The sequence below is a fragment of the Burkholderia sp. FL-7-2-10-S1-D7 genome, assembly GCF_001524185.1.
Lineage (GTDB): Bacteria > Pseudomonadota > Gammaproteobacteria > Burkholderiales > Burkholderiaceae > Burkholderia > Burkholderia diffusa.
This window is the reverse complement of the sequence record NZ_LOWY01000016.1, coordinates 146,282-165,793: the sequence shown is the minus strand read 5'-3', so window position 1 is coordinate 165,793 and position 19,512 is coordinate 146,282. Positions and strand designations below refer to the sequence as shown.

The window sequence follows — 19,512 nt, the reverse complement described above, 5'->3', positions numbered from 1 at the left end:
ATGAATCACCTTGAAGCACGCGCCGGGCATCCGGGCGCCGCGAACCCGGAGGTATCGGTCATCATCCCCGTGTACAACGAGGAAGACGGCCTGGCCGCGCTGTTCGCGCGCCTGTACCCGGCACTCGACGCACTCGGCACGTCGTACGAAGTGATCCTGATCAACGACGGCAGCCGCGACCGCTCGGCCGCGATGCTGGCGGACCAGTTCCACGTGCGCCCCGACACGACGCGCGTCGTGCTGCTCAACGGCAACTACGGCCAGCACATGGCGATCCTCGCCGGCTTCGCGCAGTCGCGCGGCGATATCGTCATCACGCTCGACGCCGACCTGCAGAACCCGCCCGAGGAAATCGGCAAGCTGATCGCGAAGATGCGCGAGGGCTACGACTACGTCGGCTCGATCCGCAAGCAGCGTCAGGACAGCCTGTGGCGACGCAAGGCCTCGCAGATGATGAACCGGCTGCGCGAGCGCATCACGCGGATCAAGATGACCGACCAGGGCTGCATGCTGCGCGCGTACAGCCGACGCATCATCGACACGATCAACGTGTGCGGCGAAGTCAACACGTTCATCCCGGCGCTCGCCTATACCTTCGCGCAGAAACCGACCGAAATCGAGGTCGCGCACGAAGAACGCTTCGCGGGCGAGTCGAAATACTCGCTGTACAGCCTGATCCGGCTGAACTTCGACCTCGTGACCGGCTTCTCGGTCGTGCCGCTGCAGTGGCTGTCGTTCATCGGCGTGATCCTGTCGCTCGGCTCCGCCGCGCTGTTCGTGCTGCTGCTCGTGCGCCGTTTCATCGTCGGCGCGGAAGTGCAAGGCGTGTTCACGCTGTTCGCGATCACGTTCTTCCTGCTCGGCGTGATCATCTTCGCGCTCGGCCTGCTCGGCGAATACGTCGGCCGCATCTACCAGCAAGTGCGTGCACGGCCGCGCTACCTGATCCAGGCCGTGCTCGAACAGCATGACGGCATGCCGGCGGTGCCGGTCGGCACGAACCGCACGGGGGTGTCGCAATGAAGCCGCGCGCCGTCGTCTTCGCGTATCACAACGTCGGCGTGCGGTGCCTGCAGGTGCTGCTCGCGCGCGGCGTCGACGTCGCGCTCGTCGTCACGCACGAGGACAACCCGAACGAGAACATCTGGTTCGGCAGCGTCGCGTCCGTCGCCGCCGAGCACGGGATCCCGGTCGTCACGCCGGCCGACCCCGCCGATCCGGCACTGCGCCGCGCGGTAGCCGACGCGCAGCCGGACTTCATCTTTTCTTTCTACTACCGCCACATGCTGCCGGCGGATCTGCTCGCGATCGCGCCACGCGGCGCGTACAACATGCACGGCTCGCTGCTGCCGAAATACCGGGGTCGGGTACCGACCAACTGGGCCGTGCTGAACGGCGAAACGGAAACCGGTGCGACGCTGCACGAGATGGCCGCGAAGCCCGACGCCGGCGCGATCATCGGCCAGACCGCGGTGCCGATCCTGCCGGACGACACGGCCACGCAGGTGTTCGACAAGGTCACGGTGGCCGCCGAGCAGACGCTCTGGCGCGTGCTGCCCGCGCTGCTCGCGGGCGATGCGCCACATCTGCCGAACGATCTCGCGAACGGCAGCTACTTCGGCGGACGCAAGCCGGAGGACGGCCGCATCGACTGGTCGAAGCCGGCCGCGCAGGTCTACAACCTGGTTCGCGCGGTCGCGCCCCCGTATCCGGGCGCATTCACCGACGTCGGCGGCACGCGGTTCGTGATCGCCCGCGCGCGCCTCGCGGCGCCCGGCAGCGCGGTCGCCGCGGCCGCGGCGGATTTGCCGCCCGGCCTGCACGTAAGCGATAATGCGCTATTCGGCGTCTGCGGCGACAGCCGCGCCCTATCCATTCTCGAGCTGTGGCAGCAGCGCGACGGCAGCGAAACCGTCGTGACGCCCGCGGAATTCGCGCAGTTCATTCATTCTTCCCGTCATTCATGAAAGCAAAAAAAGTCCTGATCCTGGGTGTGAACGGCTTCATCGGCCATCACCTGTCGAAGCGCATTCTTGAAACCACCGATTGGGAAGTGTTCGGCATGGACATGCAGACCGATCGGCTGGGCGACCTCGTCAACCACGAGCGGATGCACTTCTTCGAAGGCGACATCACGATCAACAAGGAGTGGGTCGAGTATCACGTGAAGAAGTGCGACGTGATCCTGCCGCTCGTGGCGATCGCGACGCCCGCGACCTACGTCCAGCAGCCGCTGCGCGTGTTCGAGCTCGACTTCGAGGCGAACCTGCCGATCGTGCGTTCGGCCGTCAAGTACGGCAAGCACCTCGTGTTCCCGTCGACCTCCGAGGTCTACGGCATGTGCTCGGACGAGCAGTTCGACCCGGATGCATCGGCGCTTACCTACGGCCCGATCAACAAGCCGCGCTGGATCTACGCATGCTCGAAGCAGCTGATGGACCGCGTGATCTGGGGCTACGGGATGGAAGGCCTGAACTTCACGCTGTTCCGTCCGTTCAACTGGATCGGCCCGGGCCTCGACTCGATCTACACGCCGAAGGAAGGCAGCTCGCGCGTCGTCACGCAGTTCCTCGGCCACATCGTGCGCGGCGAGAACATCAGCCTCGTGGACGGCGGCTCGCAGAAGCGTGCGTTCACCGATATCGACGACGGCATCAGCGCGCTGATGAAGATCATCGAGAACAAGAACGGCATCGCGTCCGGCAAGATCTACAACATCGGCAATCCGAAGAATAACTTCTCGGTTCGCGAGCTCGCGCACAAGATGCTCGAACTGGCCGCCGAATACCCGGAATACGCCGGCTCCGCGAAGCAGGTGCAGCTCGTCGAAACGACGTCGGGCGCCTACTACGGCAACGGCTACCAGGACGTGCAGAACCGCGTGCCGAAGATCGACAACACGATGCAGGAGCTCGCATGGGCGCCGCAATCGACGTTCGACGATGCGCTGCGCAAGATCTTCGAAGCGTATCGCGGCCATGTCGCCGACGCACGCGCGCTGGTCGAGCAGCAGAACTGACGGGACGCTCGCTTGGCTCGTATCGTCCTCAAGATCGACGTCGACACGCTGCGCGGCACGCGCGAAGGCGTGCCGAACCTCGCGCGCATCTTCGACCGCTTCAGTGCGCGCGCGACCTTCCTCTTCAGCCTCGGGCCCGATCACACGGGCTGGGCGCTGCGGCGCGTGTTCCGCCCCGGCTTCCTGAAGAAGGTGTCGCGCACGTCGGTGGTCGAGCATTACGGCGTGAAGCAGCTGATGTACGGCGTGCTGCTGCCGGGCCCCGACATCGGCCGCCGCGCGATCGCGGACATGCGCGCGATCCACGAGGCCGGCTTCGAATGCGGGATCCACACGTGGGATCACGTGTACTGGCAGGACAACGTGCGCGTGCGCGATCGCGACTGGACCGCGCGTGAAATGCAGAAGAGCCACGCGCGCTTCGTCGACGTCTTCGGCGCGCCGCCCGTCACGCACGGCGCGGCCGGCTGGCAGATGAACGACGCGGCGTTCGAGCAGATCGATGCATGGGGAATGCGCTATGCATCCGACGGTCGCGGCCATTCGCCGTACCTTCCCGTGGTCGGCGGCCGCACGCTGTCGCACGTGCAGATGCCGACCACGCTGCCGACGCTCGACGAAGTGCTCGGCATCGACGGCATCGACACGCACAACGTCGCCGCGCATATCCTGAAGTTCACGGAGACCAATCCGCACGACCAGGTGTTCACGCTGCATGCGGAACTGGAAGGCCAGAAGCTCGCGCCGGTGTTCGAGCAACTGCTCGCGGGGTGGCGCGCACAGGGCCATACGTTTGCGACGATGGGCGACTACCACGCGACGCTGGACCGCGACTCGCTGCCATCGTACCCTGTCACGTGGGGCGAGATTCCCGGCCGCTCCGGCGAACTGATCGTCCAGCCCGACTGAGTTCGCGCGCCGGCGCCGCCGGCCCTGCCCTTGCGGCGTGCCGCCGCGACGTCCCGCCGTACCGCGCCGCCCGAGCGGCGCCTTTCCATAACAACAGGAGAAACACGTGTCCGTCGAAGTTGACCGTCAAGTTCCCGATTTCACCGCACCGGCTACGGGCGGCGACATTTCGCTGTCCGACCTGAAGGGCAAGAAGCTCGTCCTGTATTTCTATCCGAAGGACAACACGCCGGGCTGCACGACCGAAGGCCTGCAGTTCCGCGATCTCTATCCGAAGTTCAAGAAGGCGGGCGCCGAAGTCATCGGCGTGTCGCGCGACAGCCTGCGCTCTCATGACAACTTCAAGGCAAAACTCGAACTGCCGTTCCCGTTGATCTCCGATGCCGACGAAGCGCTGTGCACGCTGTTCGATGTCATCAAGATGAAGAAAATGTATGGCAAGGAAGTGCGCGGAATCGAGCGTTCGACGTTCCTGATCGACGCCGACGGCGTGCTTCGCCAGGCATGGCGCGGCATCAAGGTGCCCGGTCACGTGGACGACGTGCTAAGGGCTGTACAAGCGCTTTGAGCCGCGTTATATTGGGCCGCAATGAATGCCAGTTCGCCCCATATTTCTCGTAGCTGCACCGGTGCCCGATGCGATGCTTCCCGGCACCTGACGCGCATTACGACGGTATCAGCCGAGCCGCATGTCCCTGTCGACGGGGCAGCGGCTTTTTTTATGGACTGCGCGCCGGCCCTCGGTCCGGCCCTCACCCCGTCAAGGAGCTGATCGACACTTAGGCGAACCGGCTAGACGAAATTCCTGTGCGCCACCGCGCGCAAACTGCATGCGTGTACGTCACGCAGGATGCGATCAGCGGCGCACTTCATGCGACACGATTCCTCCCGAGGGACACCATGCCTTTGCCTACCCCCCCCAGCAAGCTCGGCAGCCTGCTGCCGCCCGATGAATACAAGGCGAAAGCGCGACCCGCGAAAGCCGCGAAGAAATCCGCCGAAGGGGACGCATCCACTGCCGGTGACTATGGCCCGGCCAGCGTGGCCCAACCGATGACCGAAGCCGCGAACACGGCCGCGCCGCTGCGCGCCGTCGCGTCGTCGGCGCAAGAATCCGCGAGCACACCTGCACGCGGCCGCAGGACCAAACAGACCGCGGCGCTGCTGCAGCCGATCCAGGCGCCGGTCGAAGCAGCACCCGCCGCGCCGGTCGAGGCACGTCACGACAAGCCCGCTGCCGCGAAACCGGCCGCGGCGCCCGCTCGCGATGCCGGCGCCGCAGCGAAGTCGCGCAACCGCAAAGCCGCCGAAGCCGAACTGCAGAAGCTGTTCGTGCTCGACACCAACGTGCTGATGCACGATCCGAGCAGCCTCTTCCGCTTCGAGGAACACGACGTCTATCTGCCGATGATGACGCTCGAGGAACTCGACAACCACAAGAAGGGGATGTCGGAAGTCGCGCGCAACGCACGCCAGGTGAGCCGCACGCTCGACGCGCTGGTCGCCGACGCGGGCCCGATCACGAACGGCATTCCGCTGTCGCGCCTCGGCAGCCGCGAGGCGCTCGGCCGCCTGTACTTCCAGACGACGCTCACCAACATTCCGCCCGTCGAAGGCCTGCCGGCAGGCAAGGCCGACAACCAGATCCTCGGCGTCGTGCGCGCGCTGCAGCGCGACCGGCCGGACCGCCAGGTCGTGCTGGTGTCGAAAGACATCAACATGCGGATCAAGGCGCATGCGCTCGGCCTGCCCGCGGAAGACTACTTCAACGACCAGGTGCTCGAGGACTCGGATCTCCTGTACAACGGCGTGCGCGAGCTGCCGCAGGATTTCTGGACCAAGCATGCGAAGGGCATGGAGAGCTGGCAGGACACGAAGACGGGCACCACGTACTACCGCGTGACGGGTCCGCTCGTCGCGTCGATGCTCGTCAACGAGTTCGTCTATCTCGAGCCGCAGAACGGCGAACCGACGTTCCATGCGATCGTCCGTGAGCTGAACGGGAAGACGGCGCTGCTGCAGACGCTGCGCGACTACAGCCACCACAAGAACAACGTGTGGGGCATCACCGCGCGCAACCGCGAGCAGAACTTCGCGCTGAACCTGCTGATGAACCCCGAGATCGACTTCGTCACGCTGCTCGGCCAGGCCGGCACCGGCAAGACGCTCGTCGCGCTCGCGGCCGGCCTCGCGCAGGTGCTCGACGACAAGCGCTACAACGAGATCATCGTGACGCGCGCGACCGTGCCCGTCGGCGAGGACATCGGTTTCCTGCCCGGTACCGAGGAAGAGAAGATGCAGCCGTGGATGGGCGCATTCGACGACAACCTCGAAGTGCTGCAGAAGACCGACGACGCAGCCGGCGAATGGGGCCGCGCGGCGACGCAGGAGCTGATCCGTTCGCGCCTGAAGGTGAAGAGCATGAACTTCATGCGCGGCCGCACGTTCGTCGACAAATACCTGATCATCGACGAAGCGCAGAACCTCACGCCGAAGCAGATGAAGACGCTCGTCACGCGCGCGGGCCCCGGCACGAAGATCGTGTGCCTCGGCAACATCGCACAGATCGACACGCCTTACCTGACCGAAGGCAGCTCGGGCCTGACCTACGTCGTCGACCGCTTCAAGGGTTGGGGCCACAGCGGCCACGTGACGCTCGCGCGCGGCGAACGCTCGCGGCTCGCCGACTACGCGTCGGACATCCTGTAACGCGCGACCGGCTGCCCGCCGGCCATCGACGCCATGCGGCGCTCCGTTTCCGGAGCGCCGTTTTTATTTTTGGGGTCGGAAACGTTGGTCATGATTCGTTACGCAACGGCCTCACTTACGCGCGAAACTTCAAGTAAATTCTCAGGAATGGTTGCCTAAGCCCCGCCGGAACGTCTACCATCGGGTCTGTCTGTTGTCATACGATTCGCGAGCGCCCCGCGCTCGTCCGCCATGTCATGCTTCGAATCTGGGTTCCCGTCGCCGTCGTTTCACTGCTCGCGGCCTGCTCCAGCGTGCCGCAGCAGTCGGCCTCGCACACCTCCGGCATGAAGATCACGACGCCGCGCCCGTTCCCGGCGCCCGCCAATTTCCCGAAATTCGTCGATCACAGCGTCGGCCAGGAAGAGATCTCGATCCAGGCGATGAGCCTCGTCGGCGTGCCGTACCGCTGGGGCGGCAACACGCCGACGAGCGGCTTCGACTGCAGCGGGCTCGTGCGCTACGTGATCGGCCGTGCGGCCGACGTGAACCTGCCGCGCACGACCGCCGACATGAGCAGCCGCGGCGTGTCGATCGACCCCGACCAGGTCGCGCCGGGCGACCTGATCTTCTTCAATACGACCGGACGCCCGCATTCGCACGTCGGCATCTACGTCGGCAAGCTGCGCTTCGTCAACGCGCCGTCGACCGGCGGCACCGTGCGGCTCGACTACCTGACGAACCCGTACTGGGCCAAGCGCTTCGACGGCATTCGCCGTGTCGCGCCGCCGCGCGGCACGCCAACGCCGTTCGATGCGCCGACCTACGAGGCACGGCGAGATGCGCCGACGGCCGTACCGGCCCCGGTCGTCGCAGCCGCCGCGCCGCGGCAGCCGGCCTACGCTTCGTCACAAGCCGGCGCAACGCCGTCGCCGGCTCCGGTCATGCTGGCGGCACCGGTCGTATCGACTGCAGCGGTCGCCCCGGCAGCCGCCCCGTCCGTCGATCCGTACGAACCGCCGCCGCCGCGCGTGCCGGCAGCCCAGCAGCAGGCGGCGTCCGCGAATGGCGACATGAGCGCGATGACGGCGAACGCAGCCCCGACGGAGACCGGCACGCAGATTCCGACGACGGCACTGACGGCCGCCCAGGCTGCCGCGTTCGATGCGGAGCCCCCGCCCGCGGCCACCGCGCCGCCGCCGCGCGACATCGAGCCCGTGCAGGTGCTGCGTGCGTCGACGCAATCCGCGCCGCGCGGCCCGCGCACCAGCACCGCGGACGATCCGATCGCCCGCTTCGCGAACGGCAGTTACTGACCGGCCCCACCCCCGGCGGCAACCCCGCCAGTCCCGCCCCTTTCCCGACCACCAAAGAAAATGCGCCGCAACCTTTCGGTTTGCGGCGCATGTCGCGTCGTCCGGCAACGTCGGAATCAGAAGATCTGATGCCCGACCCACCATCCGCCCGCGGCGATCAACGCAGACGCCGGAATCGTCAGCACCCAGGCCCACACGATGTTGCCGGCAACACCCCAACGCACGGCCGACAGCTTCTGCGTCGCGCCAACGCCGACAATCGCACCGGTGATCGTGTGCGTGGTCGACACGGGAATGCCGAGGAACGACGCGATGAACAGCGTGATTGCCCCGCCGCTTTCGGCACAGAAACCGCCGACCGGCTTGAGCTTCGTGATCTTCTGGCCCATCGTGCGGACGATGCGCCAGCCGCCGAACAGCGTGCCGAGACCCATCGACAGGTAGCACGCGCCGATCACCCACGCGGGCGGTGCATCGGAGGTCGCCGACGCATAGCCCGACGCGATCAGCAGCATCCAGATGATGCCGATCGTCTTCTGCGCGTCGTTGCCGCCGTGGCCCAGGCTGTACAGACCGGCCGACAGCAGCTGGAGCCGGCGGAAGCGCCGGTCGACCTTGCTGGGCGCGGTACGGAAATACAACCACGACACGCCGAGCATGAACAGCGAACCGAGGATGAAGCCGAGCAGCGGCGAGATGAAGATGAACGCGACAGTCTTCATCAGGCCGTCGATGTTCAGCGAGCTCCAGCCCGACTTCGCGAGCGCCGAGCCGACGAGGCCGCCGATCAGCGCATGCGACGAGCTCGACGGAATCCCGTAATACCACGTGATCACGTTCCAGCCGATCGCACCGACCAGCGCACCGAACACGACATAGTGGTCGACGATCTCGGGATCGATCGTGCCTTTACCGACCGTCTGCGCGACTTTCAGGTGGAAGATGAAATACGCGATGACGTTGAACGCGGCTGCGAACACCACGGCCTGCTGGGGTTTCAGCACCCCGGTCGACACGACGGTGGCGATCGAGTTCGCCGCGTCGTGGAAGCCGTTCATGAAGTCGAATACGAGCGCGACGAGTACGAGCGTCGCGACCATCCATAGGGCAAGTTGTATCGAATGCATCGTGGTCCGCTCAGGCGTTTTCCAGCACGATGCCTTCGATGATGTTCGCGACGTCCTCGCACTTGTCGGTGATCTCCTCGAGCAGCTCGTAGATCGCCTTCAGCTTGATGAGCGTCTTCACGTCGTCTTCTTCGCGGAACAGCTTCGACATCGCCGCGCGCAGCACGCGATCGGCTTCCGACTCCCAGCGATCGATCTCCTCGCACTGCTTGAGGATCTGCGCCGACTGCTTCATGTCGGACAGCAATCCGACGGCCTGCTGCACGTGCTGGGCCGACTGCGTGACGATGTGCGCGAGCTGGCTCGCCTCGGACGTGACGGACTGCACGTCGTACAGCGACACGGCCGTCGCGACGTCCTCCATCAGGTCGAGGATGTCGTCCATCGTCGTGATCAGCTTGTGGATCTCGTCGCGATCGAGCGGCGTGATGAAGGTCTTGTGCAGCAGATCGATCGCTTCATGCGTCAGCTTGTCAGCGGCCTTCTCGGCGGTCTGCACGTTTTGCTTGTGAATCTCGGCGTCGGCGAGATTGTCGATCAGCAGTTCGAGCTCGCGGCCACCGGAAACGATGTGCTTCGCGTGCGCGTTGAAGAGTTCAAAGAACTTGCCCTCGGTGGGCATGAATCGACCGAACATGGGATTCCTGAGAGATTGTCAAACGACTGTCACGAAAACGGGCGACATTGTACCGTTTTCGGTCGCGCCGCGACGCGCGCACATGCGCGCGCCGGGATTGGATACAACGCTTGGTGAAATAACGGTTTACATCTGGCGAAGAAGTGTTACTCGCCGTAGAAGGTCTGCGCCCCCGCGAAGTTGTCGAACTTCGTGTATTGACCCAGGAACGTGAGCCGAACGGGGCCGATCGGGCCGTTACGCTGCTTGCCGATGATGATTTCGGCCGTGCCCTTGTCCGGGCTGTCCGGGTTGTAGACCTCGTCACGATAGATGAACAGGATCACGTCCGCGTCCTGTTCGATTGCGCCCGATTCACGCAAATCGGACATCACCGGACGCTTGTTCGGACGCTGCTCCAGCCCGCGGTTCAGCTGCGACAGCGCGATCACCGGCACGTCCAGTTCCTTGGCCAGACTCTTCAGCGATCGCGAGATTTCCGAGATTTCGGTCGCGCGGTTCTCGCCCTGCGACGAGCCCGACATCAGCTGCAGGTAGTCGACGATGATCAGGCCGAGCTTGCCGCACTGGCGAGCCAGACGCCGCGCGCGCGAGCGCAATTCCATCGGGTTCAGGCCGCCCGTTTCGTCGATGAAGAGCTGCGCCTCGCTCATCTTCTGCACCGCGTGCGTCAGCTTCGGCCAGTCCTCGTCCGTCAGCCGGCCGGTACGCATCCGGTGCTGGTCGAGGCGGCCGATCGAGCCGAGCATACGCATCACGAGCTGGGTGCCCGGCATTTCCATCGAAAACACCGCCACCGGCAGCCCGTACTCGACCGCGACGTATTCGCCGATGTTCATCGAAAATGCGGTCTTACCCATCGACGGCCGCCCTGCGACGATGATCAGTTCGCCGCCATGCATCCCGGACGTCATCCGGTCGAGGTCGACGAAGCCCGTCGGCGTGCCCGTGACGTCGCTCGGGTTCGCGGTGTGATACAGCGTGTCGATGCGCTCGACGACCTGCGTGAGCAGCGGACCGATCTCGAGGAAGCCCTGGTTGCCGCGCGCGCCTTCTTCGGCGATCGAGAACACCTTCGACTCGGCCTCGTCGAGCAGTTGGCGAACTTCCTTGCCCTGCGGATTGAACGCGTCGGCCGAGATTTCGTCGGCGACCGACACGAGCCGGCGCAGCACCGCGCGGTCACGCACGATTTCCGCATAGCGGCGGATGTTCGCGGCGCTCGGCGTATTCTGCGCGAGTGCGTTCAGGTAGGCGAGGCCGCCGACGTCGTCGGCCTTGCCGGACGTGGTCAGCGCTTCGTACACGGTCACGACGTCGGCTGGGCGCGTCGACGCGATCAGCCGGCCGATGTGCTCGTAGATGATCCGATGGTCGTAGCGATAGAAGTCGCCCTGCGACAGGAAGTCGGCAATCCGGTCCCATGCCGCGTTGTCGAGCAACAGGCCGCCGAGCACCGACTGCTCGGCTTCGACCGAATGTGGCGGGACTTTCAGCGATTCGATTTGAGGATCTTGCGGCGCGTTCATGGGTTGGGATTATCGCGAATTGATCGCGGCAGCGCTACCGCTCTGGCGATCGGGCAATAAAAAAGGCAGGCCCCGGTTGCCCGGGCGCCTGCCCTTGTCCGGACGACGGAAGCCGCCCGGAAAGCCTGCGTACGCTTACGCGTGGTCGCCGATCACGTTGATCGTGACGTCGACGACGACGTCCGTGTGCAGCCCGATCTGAACGACGTGCTCGCCGATCATCTTGAGCGGGCCTTCCGGCATGCGCACTTGCAGCTTCTCGACTTCGAAACCTGCCTTCTTCAGCAGTTCCGCGACGTCGCCGTTCGTGACCGAGCCGAACAGACGGCCGTCAACGCCCGACTTCTGCGTGATTTCGAACGACTGGCCGTTCAGCTTCTCGCCGACTGCCTGCGATGCCGCCAGCTTTTCAGCGGCGATCTTTTCGAGTTCAGCGCGGCGAACTTCGAATTCGGCGATCGCTTCCTTCGTTGCACGGCGAGCCTTGCGGTTCGGGATCAGGAAGTTGCGAGCGTAACCGTCCTTGACCTTGACGATATCGCCGAGGTTGCCCAGATTGGCGACTTTTTCCAACAGAATGATTTGCATTCGAATTCTCCTTATTGCGTCGCCTGATTACGCCTTGTGCTGATCGGTGTACGGCAGCAGCGCGAGGAAACGCGCACGCTTGATTGCCGTGTCCAGCTGACGCTGATAGTGCGCCTTCGTACCCGTCAGACGAGCCGGCGTGATCTTGCCGTTTTCGCCGATGAAGTCCTTCAGCGTTTCCGTGTCCTTGTAGTCGATCTGCTCGACGCCAGCAGCCGTGAAACGGCAGAACTTCTTGCGCTTGAAGAGCGGGTTTTGTTGCTGACGACGCTTGTCGAATTTCTTACCAGTCGGGCGGGCCATGATTTCAGTCCTTTCCTATGTCCTGCAATGCAGTGATGTGAAACACCAAGGTTCTCGCGTTGCGGCTTTTCTTTGCCAGGAAGCCCGTGAACAGCGTTTCGACGCCCATTTCACGGCTTTCCAGCTTGCCGCTCGCCTCACCGGCCGCCACCGCCTCGATCGTCATTTCGACCTGACGGGGAATGCCTGCTTCAACGACTTCCGTGCGGTGATGCAACGTGGCGCTTGCGATCGGAACACCTGCCGGCGTATATCGCACCGGTGCGCGTTCGACGACGCTCGCCGTCAATTGCAACCTGTTCACGTGAGTGGCGCGCTCCTTGGTGGCTTAAATAAGTGACGAACTTAAGCCTGCGCTTCGGTCGGCTGAGCTGCAGCCGCCTTCTTGGCTTCTTCGCGCTGAACTTCCTTCATCATCGGCGACGGGCCGGTCTCGGCCTTCTTCATCTTGACGATGAGGTGACGCAGCACGGCGTCGTTGAACTTGAACGCGTGTTCGAGTTCGTCGAGCGTCGTCTGGTCGCACTCGATGTTCATGCAGACGTAGTGAGCCTTCGCGAGTTTCTCGATCATGTAGGCCAGCTGGCGACGGCCCCAGTCTTCGACACGGTGGATCTGGCCGCCGTGCGTCGTGATCGTGGTCTTGTAACGCTCGATCATCGCGGGCACTTGCTCGCTCTGATCGGGGTGCACGATGAATACGATTTCGTAATGACGCATTACACACTCCTTGTGGATTAAAGCCACCCGGGCGTCTGAACCGGTGTGGCAAGTGAGAAGCCGAAGATTCTAACCCGGATACGGGGAGCATGCAACACCGATCGACGATTTCCGACCGGATTCGGCCATGTTTTCAAAGACTTGAACGGCGCCGACGACTCAAAACGCTGTCGGTGCGCCTGTTCGAGAATCGGGGACGGAGCGTCGCGCACCGGATGACGGGCCGGCGGCGCGACCTGCCGTCACTCGCTGCGCGCCCCGCCCAGCCGCGCGTCGAGCGCCGTCCTGAACGCGGCCAGCGCCGACGGCTCGGCGTCGGTCACGGCCCACCAGGTCATCCCGGCCGCATCCCAGCGGTCGAGCGCGTAACCCTGCGACACCGTCGCGTACGGCGCCCCCTGCCGCCCAACGCCGGCCGGCCACACGTACACGTCGATCACGTGCTGCCGGTACCGGTAGACGAGCACTGCGACGCGGCGCCGCCCGACGTAGTCGAGCCGGCCGCCGGCCAGCGGGAAACCGCTCGCCGACAGGTCCTCGACCGGCGGCGCATAGTCGAGTCGGCCGTTGAACCACGGCTTGACCGTATGCCGGTCGGTCGAGATCACGTCGATGTCGCGCGCCGACAGGCCGGCCCGTACGTGGCTCGCGACCAGTTCGTCGACCGTCTGGCCGGTTTCGGCGTGGCGTGCGGACACCACCATTCCGGCGGCCGCGGCCAGCGCGATCACCAGCGCCACGCCCCAGCCAAGCCCGGGCAGCGCCGGGACACGCGGCCCCGGCACGGCAGACACCGGGCGAGCCGGCTCGCCGCGCCCGGTCGGCCATGAGAACCAGCGTCGACCGTTCGGTCGAGGTCGCGGCCGCGCTGCTGCATCAGGCTCCGGTTCCGCGCGGACTTGCCCGCGCTCCCCCGCGCCGCCCGCCGCCGGCAGCCCCGCGAGGATGCTCGCCCGCAGCGCATCCGGCGCGCGATGATAGTCGGCCTGCCGCACGATCCGCCCCAGCGCGACGATTCGTTCGCGTTCGCGGCGGCACGCGTCGCACCCTTCGACATGCCGCTGGATGCGCAACGCATCGGGCGCCGACAACTCGCGGTCGACGTCCGCGTCCAGCAAAGCCCGCGCTTCGTTACAGTCCATCGATCGCCTCCGATGCGGTTCCGCTTGCCGACGCACGTCCCGGCGCGGGTTTGGACGTCGACGCCGGCGCCGCCGTGTCGCCCAGCAGCGCGGCGAGCCTGCGCCGGCCGCGTGCAAGCCGCGACATCACGGTGCCGACGGGCACGTCGGCGATCGCCGCGATCTCGCGGTAACTCAAATCCTCCATCTCGCGCAGGACCAGCACCTCGCGATATTCGGGCGGCAGCTTCGCGAGTGCCGCGTTCACCAGCCGCACGTTTTCGCCGCGCAGCAACTGCGCGAGCGGATCCTCGGTCGCCGGCTGCCAGTCGTCGGGCACCTCCGTGTCGTCGAGCGTGTCGGGCAATGCAACCTCGTGCGCGTGGGTGCGGCGGCGCCACTCGGTGTACCAGGTGTGACGCACGATCGTCAGCAGCCACGGCCGCGCGTTGTCGCCGCGGCACGAGTCGACGAAGCGCAGCGCGCGCATGCACGCGTCCTGGACGACGTCGTCCGCGTCGCCCGCATTGCCGCTCAGCCAGCGCGCGAGGTTGTACGCGGCGTCGAGATGCGGCAACACGAGCGCGCGAAACCGCTCGCCACGCGCGACCGCGTCGTCCTCCGTCCGTTCGTCGACCGCCTGTCCGGCTTGCCCCACATGGCCTCCCTGGTCCCGGCGGCCGAAGCCGCGCCCGTTCCGCGCCCGGTGCCCGGACAGACCGGCAGCGTGCGCACTCGATGACCTTACCGCCGCTGCGTCGAGTTTATTCCCGCATGAAGCCGATGATGCGCAAAAAAATGCCGGAACCTGCCGCGCCCGTTACGGCGTGCTGCTCCAGTAGCCGGGGCGCGCATACGCTTCGCGCAGGTAGTCGATGAAGTAGCGCACGCGCGCGGGCACGTAGCGCTGCTGCGGATAGACCGCGAGGATGTCGTAGTCCGGCAGCGCATATTCGTCGAGCACCGTCTCGAGTTCGCCCGTCTCCAGCTGCGCGGCGATTTCCCAGGTCGAGCGCCAGCCGAGCCCGAGGCTTTCCGACACCCAGCGGTGCAGCAGCTCGCCGTCGTTGCAGTCGAGATTGCCGGCCACCCGCATCGTCACGATCTTGCCGTGGCGCTGGAAATACCAGCCGCGGTTCTGGCCACCCTGCAGGTTGAACGCGAGACAGTTGTGCCTGAGCAGGTCGTCGAGCGACTTCGGCCGGCCGTGGCGGCGGAAATAGTCGGGCGTGCCGCACACGACGCGCCGGTTCGACGCGAGCTTTACCGCGACGAAGTTCGGGTCGACCGAGCCGCCGATCCGGATCGACAGGTCGTAGCCTTCGCGCACGAGATCGACGACACGATCGGTCAGGTTGAACGACAGCTGCATTTCCGGCTTGTCGACGAGGAAACCCGGCGCGTGCGGCGCCACGTGCTTGCGACCGAACGCGGCTGGCGCGGACACGATCAGGTGCCCGCTGACCGCGCGGCGGCCGGCGGCCAGCTCGTTCTCGGCCTGGTCCCATTCGGACAACAGCCCGCGGCAGCGCTCGAGGAACGCGGCGCCCTCCTCGCTGACCACCAGCCGCCGCGTCGAGCGGTACATCAGCTTCACGCCGAGGCGCTTCTCCAGCGCGTCGATGCGCCGCCCCAGCACCACCGGCGACACGCCCTCCTCGAGCGCGGCCGCCGCGAGGCTGCCCGCGTCCGCGACGCGCACGAACGTCTCGATCTGCTTGAAACGATCCATCTCCCGTCTCCATCCCGGCGCCGACACCGGCGGGAAAACCCTGTCCGGCCGTCATTCCATACTTTTAGTTTCGAAATAAGTAACTTCGGCTGATCTTATCAAACCTTTCTTGCATCCCTAAAGTGTTCCCAACAGACCGATTCGCAAGATCCGCACATTCAAGGAGACATTCATGGCCAAGATGAGAGCCGTCGACGCAGCCGTACTCGTGCTCGAGAAGGAAGGCATCCAGACCGCGTTCGGCGTGCCGGGCGCAGCAATCAACCCGTTCTATTCCGCGATGCGCAAGTCGGGCGGCATCAGCCATGTGCTGGCCCGCCACGTCGAGGGTGCGTCGCACATGGCCGAAGGCTTCACGCGCGCCGCGCCGGGCAACATCGGCGTGTGCATCGGCACGTCGGGCCCCGCCGGCACCGACATGATCACCGGCCTGTACTCCGCGTCGGCCGACTCGATTCCGATCCTCGCGATCACGGGCCAGGCACCGCGTGCGCGCCTGTACAAGGAAGACTTCCAGGCCGTCGACATCGAGTCGATCGCGAAGCCCGTCACCAAGTGGGCCGTCACCGTGCGCGAGCCGGCGCTGGTGCCGCGCGTGTTCCAGCAGGCGTTCCATCTGATGCGCTCGGGCCGTCCGGGCCCGGTGCTGGTCGACCTGCCGATCGACGTGCAGCTCGCCGAGATCGAATTCGACATCGACACGTACGAACCGCTGCCGGTCTACAAGCCCGCGGCAACCCGCGCGCAGATCGAGAAGGCGCTCGCGATGCTCAACGACGCGGACAAGCCGCTGATCGTGTCGGGCGGCGGCGTGCTCAACGCGGCGGCCGAAGACCTGCTCGTCCAGTTCGCCGAAACGATCGGCGTGCCCGTGATCCCGACGCTGATGTCGTGGGGCGCGATTCCCGACGACCACCCGCTGATGGCCGGCATGGTCGGTCTGCAGACGTCGCATCGCTACGGCAACGCAACGATGCTCGCGTCGGACTTCGTGCTCGGCATCGGCAACCGCTGGGCGAACCGTCACACGGGTAGCGTCGAGGTATACACGAAGGGCCGCAAGTTCGTGCACGTCGACATCGAGCCGACCCAGATCGGCCGCGTGTTCGGCCCGGATCTCGGCATCGTGTCGGACGCGAAGGCCGCGCTGGAGCTGTTCGTCGCCGTCGCACGGGAATGGAAGGCCGCCGGCAAGCTGAAGGATCGCAGCGCATGGGTGTCCGAGTGCCAGGAGCGCAAGCGCACGCTGCAGCGCAAGACCCACTTCGACAACGTGCCGGTCAAGCCGCAGCGCGTGTACGAAGAGATGAACAAGGTGTTCGGCCGCGATACCTGCTACGTCAGCACGATCGGCCTGTCGCAGATCGCCGCCGCGCAGTTCCTGCACGTGTTCAAGGCGCGTAACTGGATCAACTGCGGCCAGGCCGGCCCGCTCGGCTGGACGATCCCCGCCGCGCTCGGCGTGCGTGCGGCCGACCCGCGCCGTCCGATCGTCGCACTGTCCGGCGACTACGACTTCCAGTTCATGATCGAGGAGCTGGCCGCCGGCGCGCAATTCAAGCTGCCGTACGTGCACGTCGTCGTGAACAACTCGTACCTCGGCCTGATCCGCCAGGCGCAGCGTGCGTTCGACATGGACTACTGCGTGCAGCTCGCGTTCGACAACGTCAACGCACCGGAGCTGAACGGCTACGGCGTCGACCACGTGGCGGTCGCCGAAGGCCTCGGCTGCAAGGCGCTGCGCGTGTTCAAGCCAGAAGAGATCGAGCCGGCGCTGCGTCAGGCGCAAACGCTCGCGGAAGAGTTCAGCGTGCCGGTCGTCGTCGAAGTGATCCTCGAGCGCGTGACGAACATCTCGATGGGCACCGAAATCGACTCGATCAACGAGTTCGAGGAACTCGCCGAGAAGGCCGAACACGCGCCGACCGCGATCTCGATGCTCGACTGATCCGCACGACATTTTTTGACTGACCGACCGAAGAGGCTTAGCTCATGCCGAAGTTTGCTGCAAACCTGACCATGCTGTTCAACGAAGTGCCGTTCCTCGACCGCTTCAAGGCGGCCGCCGACGCGGGCTTCGACGCCGTCGAGTTCCTGTTCCCGTATCCGTACGCGAAAGAGGAACTCGCCGAGCAGCTCGAGACGCATCGCCTGCGCCTCGTGCTGCACAACCTGCCCGCGGGCAACTGGGATCAGGGCGAGCGCGGCATCGCGTGCCTGCCCGATCGCGTCGGCGAGTTCCAGGAAGGGGTCGGCCGTGCGATCGAGTACGCGAAGGCGCTGAAGGTGCCGCAGCTGAACTGCCTCGTCGGCATCCCGTCGGCGAGCACGGCGCGCGACAAGACGTTCGTCACGATCGTCGACAACCTGCGCTTCGCCGCCGACGCGCTCAAGCGCGAAGGCATCCGCCTGCTCGTCGAGCCGTGCAACAGCTTCGACATCCCGGGCTTCGCGCTGAACCGCTCGTCCGAAGGGCTCGACGTGATCCGTGCGGTTGGCTCGGACAACCTGTTCCTGCAGTACGACATCTATCACATGCAGCGCATGGAAGGCGAACTGGCCGCGACGATCGAACGCAACCTCGCATCGATCGGCCACGTCCAGCTCGCGGACAACCCGGGCCGCAACGAGCCGGGCACTGGCGAGATCAATTACGCGTTCCTGTTCGCGCTGCTCGACCGGCTCGGCTATGCCGGCTACGTCGGCTGCGAATACAAGCCCCGCACCACCACGACGGAAGGCCTCGGCTGGCTGCAAAGCGTCGCCGGCTGCGCACCGGGCTCGGCGCGTCGCGCAGCCTGAGATCCGCCCTTCCCGCGGCATTCCCACATACGCCCCTAAAGGAGACTTTCACATGGCAACCATCGGTTTCATTGGCCTCGGCATCATGGGCGCGCACATGGCGCGCAACCTGCTCAAGGGCGATCATCAGCTCGTCGTGAACGGTGCGTTCCCGATTCCCGACGACCTGCGCGCCAGCGCGAAGGTCGTCGCAAACTCGACCGAAGTCGCGCAGAACGCCGACGTCATCATCTCAATGGTGCCGGACACGCCCGACGTGCGTAACGTGCTGTTCGCCGACGACGGCGTCGCGAAGGGTCTCTCGGCCGGCAAGCTCGTGATCGACATGAGCTCGATCTCGCCGCTCGACACGCAGGAATTCGCGAAGCAGATCAACGCGCTCGGCTGCGACTACCTCGACGCGCCGGTGTCCGGCGGCGAAGTCGGCGCCCGCGAAGCAACGCTGACGATCATGGTCGGCGGCCCGGAGAAGGCCTTCGAGCGCGCGAAGCCGCTGTTCGAGAAGATGGGCAAGAACATCACGCTCGTCGGCGACAACGGCGCGGGCCAGACCTGCAAGGTCGCGAACCAGATCATCGTCGCGCTGAACATCGAAGCGGTCGGCGAAGCGCTGCTGTTTGCCGCACGCTCGGGCGCCGATCCGGAGCGCGTGCGTCAGGCGCTGATGGGCGGCTTCGCCGCCTCGCGCATCCTCGAAGTGCACGGTGCGCGCATGACGAAGCGCACGTTCGATCCGGGCTTCCGCATCGAGCTGCATCAGAAGGACCTGAACCTCGCGCTCGACGGTGCACGCAAGCTCGGCCTCGCACTGCCGCACACGGCGAGCGCGCAGCAGCTGTTCAGCGTGTGCGCATCGCATGGCGGCAAGGCGTGGGATCACTCGGCACTCGTGCGTGCGCTCGAGATCATGTCGAACTTCGAGATCGGTCAGACGCCGGCCGCGTAACGCCGACGCAACGACGCGCGTTTCGCTGCAACGGCGAACGCGCGACGCATACACGCGATCCGGCCACGGCCGGTC

The 19,512-nt window shown here is 65.6% G+C and carries 20 protein-coding genes; 10 read left to right on the top strand and 10 right to left on the bottom strand.

Going from position 1 to position 19,512, the window contains the following annotated elements:
* From WS75_RS08535 to WS75_RS08505, 7 genes are all read left to right on the top strand, one after another.
* Positions 1 to 1,023 carry a glycosyltransferase gene (locus tag WS75_RS08535; protein ID WP_059680087.1) on the top strand — a complete coding sequence of 341 codons (1,023 nt, stop codon included), beginning with the start codon at positions 1 to 3 and terminating at the stop codon, positions 1,021 to 1,023.
* Positions 1,020 to 1,967, top strand: a complete 948-nt coding sequence (locus tag WS75_RS08530; protein WP_059680086.1) for a formyltransferase — start codon at positions 1,020 to 1,022, stop codon at positions 1,965 to 1,967. Before WS75_RS08535 ends, WS75_RS08530 begins: the two co-directional genes overlap by 4 nt.
* Positions 1,964 to 3,019: a bifunctional UDP-4-keto-pentose/UDP-xylose synthase gene (locus WS75_RS33425; protein WP_059680085.1), complete on the top strand. Its 1,056-nt coding sequence runs from the start codon at positions 1,964 to 1,966 to the stop codon at positions 3,017 to 3,019. The genes WS75_RS08530 and WS75_RS33425 overlap by 4 nt, the downstream gene beginning before the upstream one ends.
* 12 nt (positions 3,020 to 3,031) lie before the next feature.
* Positions 3,032 to 3,928 (top strand): polysaccharide deacetylase family protein, encoded by an 897-nt coding sequence (locus tag WS75_RS33420; protein WP_059529808.1) that lies wholly within the window; start codon positions 3,032 to 3,034, stop codon positions 3,926 to 3,928.
* Between the two features lie 106 nt (positions 3,929 to 4,034).
* Positions 4,035 to 4,496, top strand: a complete 462-nt coding sequence (locus WS75_RS08515; protein ID WP_059604264.1) for a peroxiredoxin — start codon at positions 4,035 to 4,037, stop codon at positions 4,494 to 4,496.
* A 332-nt stretch (positions 4,497 to 4,828) separates the two neighbouring features.
* Positions 4,829 to 6,637, top strand: coding sequence for a PhoH family protein (locus WS75_RS08510; RefSeq protein WP_059680084.1), 1,809 nt, complete (start codon positions 4,829 to 4,831; stop codon positions 6,635 to 6,637).
* 236 nt (positions 6,638 to 6,873) lie between these two features.
* Positions 6,874 to 7,932 carry a C40 family peptidase gene (locus tag WS75_RS08505; RefSeq protein ID WP_059680083.1) on the top strand — a complete coding sequence of 353 codons (1,059 nt, stop codon included), beginning with the start codon at positions 6,874 to 6,876 and terminating at the stop codon, positions 7,930 to 7,932.
* Between the two features lie 116 nt (positions 7,933 to 8,048).
* Here WS75_RS08505 and WS75_RS08500 read toward each other — a convergent pair whose 3' ends face one another.
* The 10 genes from WS75_RS08500 to WS75_RS08455 all read right to left on the bottom strand — a co-directional run bounded on the left by WS75_RS08500 (position 8,049) and on the right by WS75_RS08455 (position 15,689).
* On the bottom strand, positions 8,049 to 9,059 hold the full coding sequence (locus tag WS75_RS08500; RefSeq protein ID WP_059449911.1) for an inorganic phosphate transporter: 1,011 nt from the start codon (positions 9,057 to 9,059) through the stop codon (positions 8,049 to 8,051).
* A 10-nt stretch (positions 9,060 to 9,069) separates the two neighbouring features.
* Positions 9,070 to 9,696, bottom strand: a complete 627-nt coding sequence (locus WS75_RS08495) for a DUF47 domain-containing protein (RefSeq protein WP_044847234.1) — start codon at positions 9,694 to 9,696, stop codon at positions 9,070 to 9,072.
* A 146-nt stretch (positions 9,697 to 9,842) separates the two neighbouring features.
* Positions 9,843 to 11,225, bottom strand: a complete 1,383-nt coding sequence (locus WS75_RS08490) for a replicative DNA helicase (RefSeq protein ID WP_006486249.1) — start codon at positions 11,223 to 11,225, stop codon at positions 9,843 to 9,845.
* A 135-nt stretch (positions 11,226 to 11,360) separates the two neighbouring features.
* On the bottom strand, positions 11,361 to 11,813 hold the full coding sequence (gene rplI, locus WS75_RS08485; protein WP_059680082.1) for a 50S ribosomal protein L9: 453 nt from the start codon (positions 11,811 to 11,813) through the stop codon (positions 11,361 to 11,363).
* A 27-nt stretch (positions 11,814 to 11,840) separates the two neighbouring features.
* Positions 11,841 to 12,116, bottom strand: a complete 276-nt coding sequence (gene rpsR, locus WS75_RS08480) for a 30S ribosomal protein S18 (protein ID WP_004193360.1) — start codon at positions 12,114 to 12,116, stop codon at positions 11,841 to 11,843.
* 4 nt (positions 12,117 to 12,120) lie between these two features.
* Positions 12,121 to 12,420: a primosomal replication protein N gene (gene priB, locus WS75_RS08475; RefSeq protein ID WP_006486250.1), complete on the bottom strand. Its 300-nt coding sequence runs from the start codon at positions 12,418 to 12,420 to the stop codon at positions 12,121 to 12,123.
* A 41-nt stretch (positions 12,421 to 12,461) separates the two neighbouring features.
* Positions 12,462 to 12,836, bottom strand: a complete 375-nt coding sequence (gene rpsF / locus WS75_RS08470; RefSeq protein ID WP_006755436.1) for a 30S ribosomal protein S6 — start codon at positions 12,834 to 12,836, stop codon at positions 12,462 to 12,464.
* A gap of 242 nt (positions 12,837 to 13,078) precedes the next feature.
* Positions 13,079 to 13,978, bottom strand: a complete 900-nt coding sequence (locus tag WS75_RS08465; RefSeq protein ID WP_059680081.1) for a zf-HC2 domain-containing protein — start codon at positions 13,976 to 13,978, stop codon at positions 13,079 to 13,081.
* Complete coding sequence (locus tag WS75_RS08460; protein ID WP_059680080.1) at positions 13,968 to 14,615, bottom strand: RNA polymerase sigma factor; 648 nt, start codon at positions 14,613 to 14,615, stop codon at positions 13,968 to 13,970. Before WS75_RS08460 ends, WS75_RS08465 begins: the two co-directional genes overlap by 11 nt.
* Positions 14,616 to 14,777: 162 nt before the next feature.
* Positions 14,778 to 15,689 (bottom strand): LysR family transcriptional regulator, encoded by a 912-nt coding sequence (locus tag WS75_RS08455; protein ID WP_059680079.1) that lies wholly within the window; start codon positions 15,687 to 15,689, stop codon positions 14,778 to 14,780.
* 172 nt (positions 15,690 to 15,861) lie between these two features.
* Here WS75_RS08455 and gcl point away from each other — a divergent pair, with 172 nt between their 5' ends.
* Genes gcl through WS75_RS08440 form a run of 3 tightly spaced genes read left to right on the top strand, consistent with a single transcriptional unit; the run spans position 15,862 to position 19,437 of the window.
* A complete protein-coding gene (gene gcl / locus WS75_RS08450; protein WP_059680078.1) occupies positions 15,862 to 17,637 on the top strand; it encodes a glyoxylate carboligase in 1,776 nt (591 codons plus the stop codon).
* A gap of 44 nt (positions 17,638 to 17,681) precedes the next feature.
* Positions 17,682 to 18,491 (top strand): hydroxypyruvate isomerase, encoded by an 810-nt coding sequence (gene hyi / locus WS75_RS08445; protein WP_048246826.1) that lies wholly within the window; start codon positions 17,682 to 17,684, stop codon positions 18,489 to 18,491.
* Positions 18,492 to 18,543: 52 nt separating this feature from the next.
* Entirely contained in the window at positions 18,544 to 19,437 is an 894-nt protein-coding gene (locus WS75_RS08440; protein ID WP_059680077.1) for a 2-hydroxy-3-oxopropionate reductase, read from the top strand.
* The last annotated feature ends 75 nt before the right edge of the window (positions 19,438 to 19,512 follow it).

Excerpts from the sequence above, each read along its gene's own strand:
- WS75_RS08535 (WP_059680087.1), top strand. The coding sequence starts at position 1 with ATGAATCACCTTGAAGCACGCGCCGGGCATCCGGGCGCCGCGAACCCG.
- WS75_RS08530 (WP_059680086.1), top strand. The coding sequence starts at position 1,020 with ATGAAGCCGCGCGCCGTCGTCTTCGCGTATCACAACGTCGGCGTGCGG.
- WS75_RS33425 (WP_059680085.1), top strand. The coding sequence starts at position 1,964 with ATGAAAGCAAAAAAAGTCCTGATCCTGGGTGTGAACGGCTTCATCGGC.
- WS75_RS08510 (WP_059680084.1), top strand. The coding sequence starts at position 4,829 with ATGCCTTTGCCTACCCCCCCCAGCAAGCTCGGCAGCCTGCTGCCGCCC.
- WS75_RS08505 (WP_059680083.1), top strand. The coding sequence starts at position 6,874 with ATGCTTCGAATCTGGGTTCCCGTCGCCGTCGTTTCACTGCTCGCGGCC.
- WS75_RS08500 (WP_059449911.1), bottom strand. The coding sequence starts at position 9,059 with ATGCATTCGATACAACTTGCCCTATGGATGGTCGCGACGCTCGTACTC.
- WS75_RS08495 (WP_044847234.1), bottom strand. The coding sequence starts at position 9,696 with ATGTTCGGTCGATTCATGCCCACCGAGGGCAAGTTCTTTGAACTCTTC.
- WS75_RS08490 (WP_006486249.1), bottom strand. The coding sequence starts at position 11,225 with ATGAACGCGCCGCAAGATCCTCAAATCGAATCGCTGAAAGTCCCGCCA.
- rplI (WP_059680082.1), bottom strand. The coding sequence starts at position 11,813 with ATGCAAATCATTCTGTTGGAAAAAGTCGCCAATCTGGGCAACCTCGGC.
- rpsR (WP_004193360.1), bottom strand. The coding sequence starts at position 12,116 with ATGGCCCGCCCGACTGGTAAGAAATTCGACAAGCGTCGTCAGCAACAA.
- rpsF (WP_006755436.1), bottom strand. The coding sequence starts at position 12,836 with ATGCGTCATTACGAAATCGTATTCATCGTGCACCCCGATCAGAGCGAG.
- WS75_RS08465 (WP_059680081.1), bottom strand. The coding sequence starts at position 13,978 with ATGGACTGTAACGAAGCGCGGGCTTTGCTGGACGCGGACGTCGACCGC.
- WS75_RS08455 (WP_059680079.1), bottom strand. The coding sequence starts at position 15,689 with ATGGATCGTTTCAAGCAGATCGAGACGTTCGTGCGCGTCGCGGACGCG.
- gcl (WP_059680078.1), top strand. The coding sequence starts at position 15,862 with ATGGCCAAGATGAGAGCCGTCGACGCAGCCGTACTCGTGCTCGAGAAG.
- hyi (WP_048246826.1), top strand. The coding sequence starts at position 17,682 with ATGCCGAAGTTTGCTGCAAACCTGACCATGCTGTTCAACGAAGTGCCG.
- WS75_RS08440 (WP_059680077.1), top strand. The coding sequence starts at position 18,544 with ATGGCAACCATCGGTTTCATTGGCCTCGGCATCATGGGCGCGCACATG.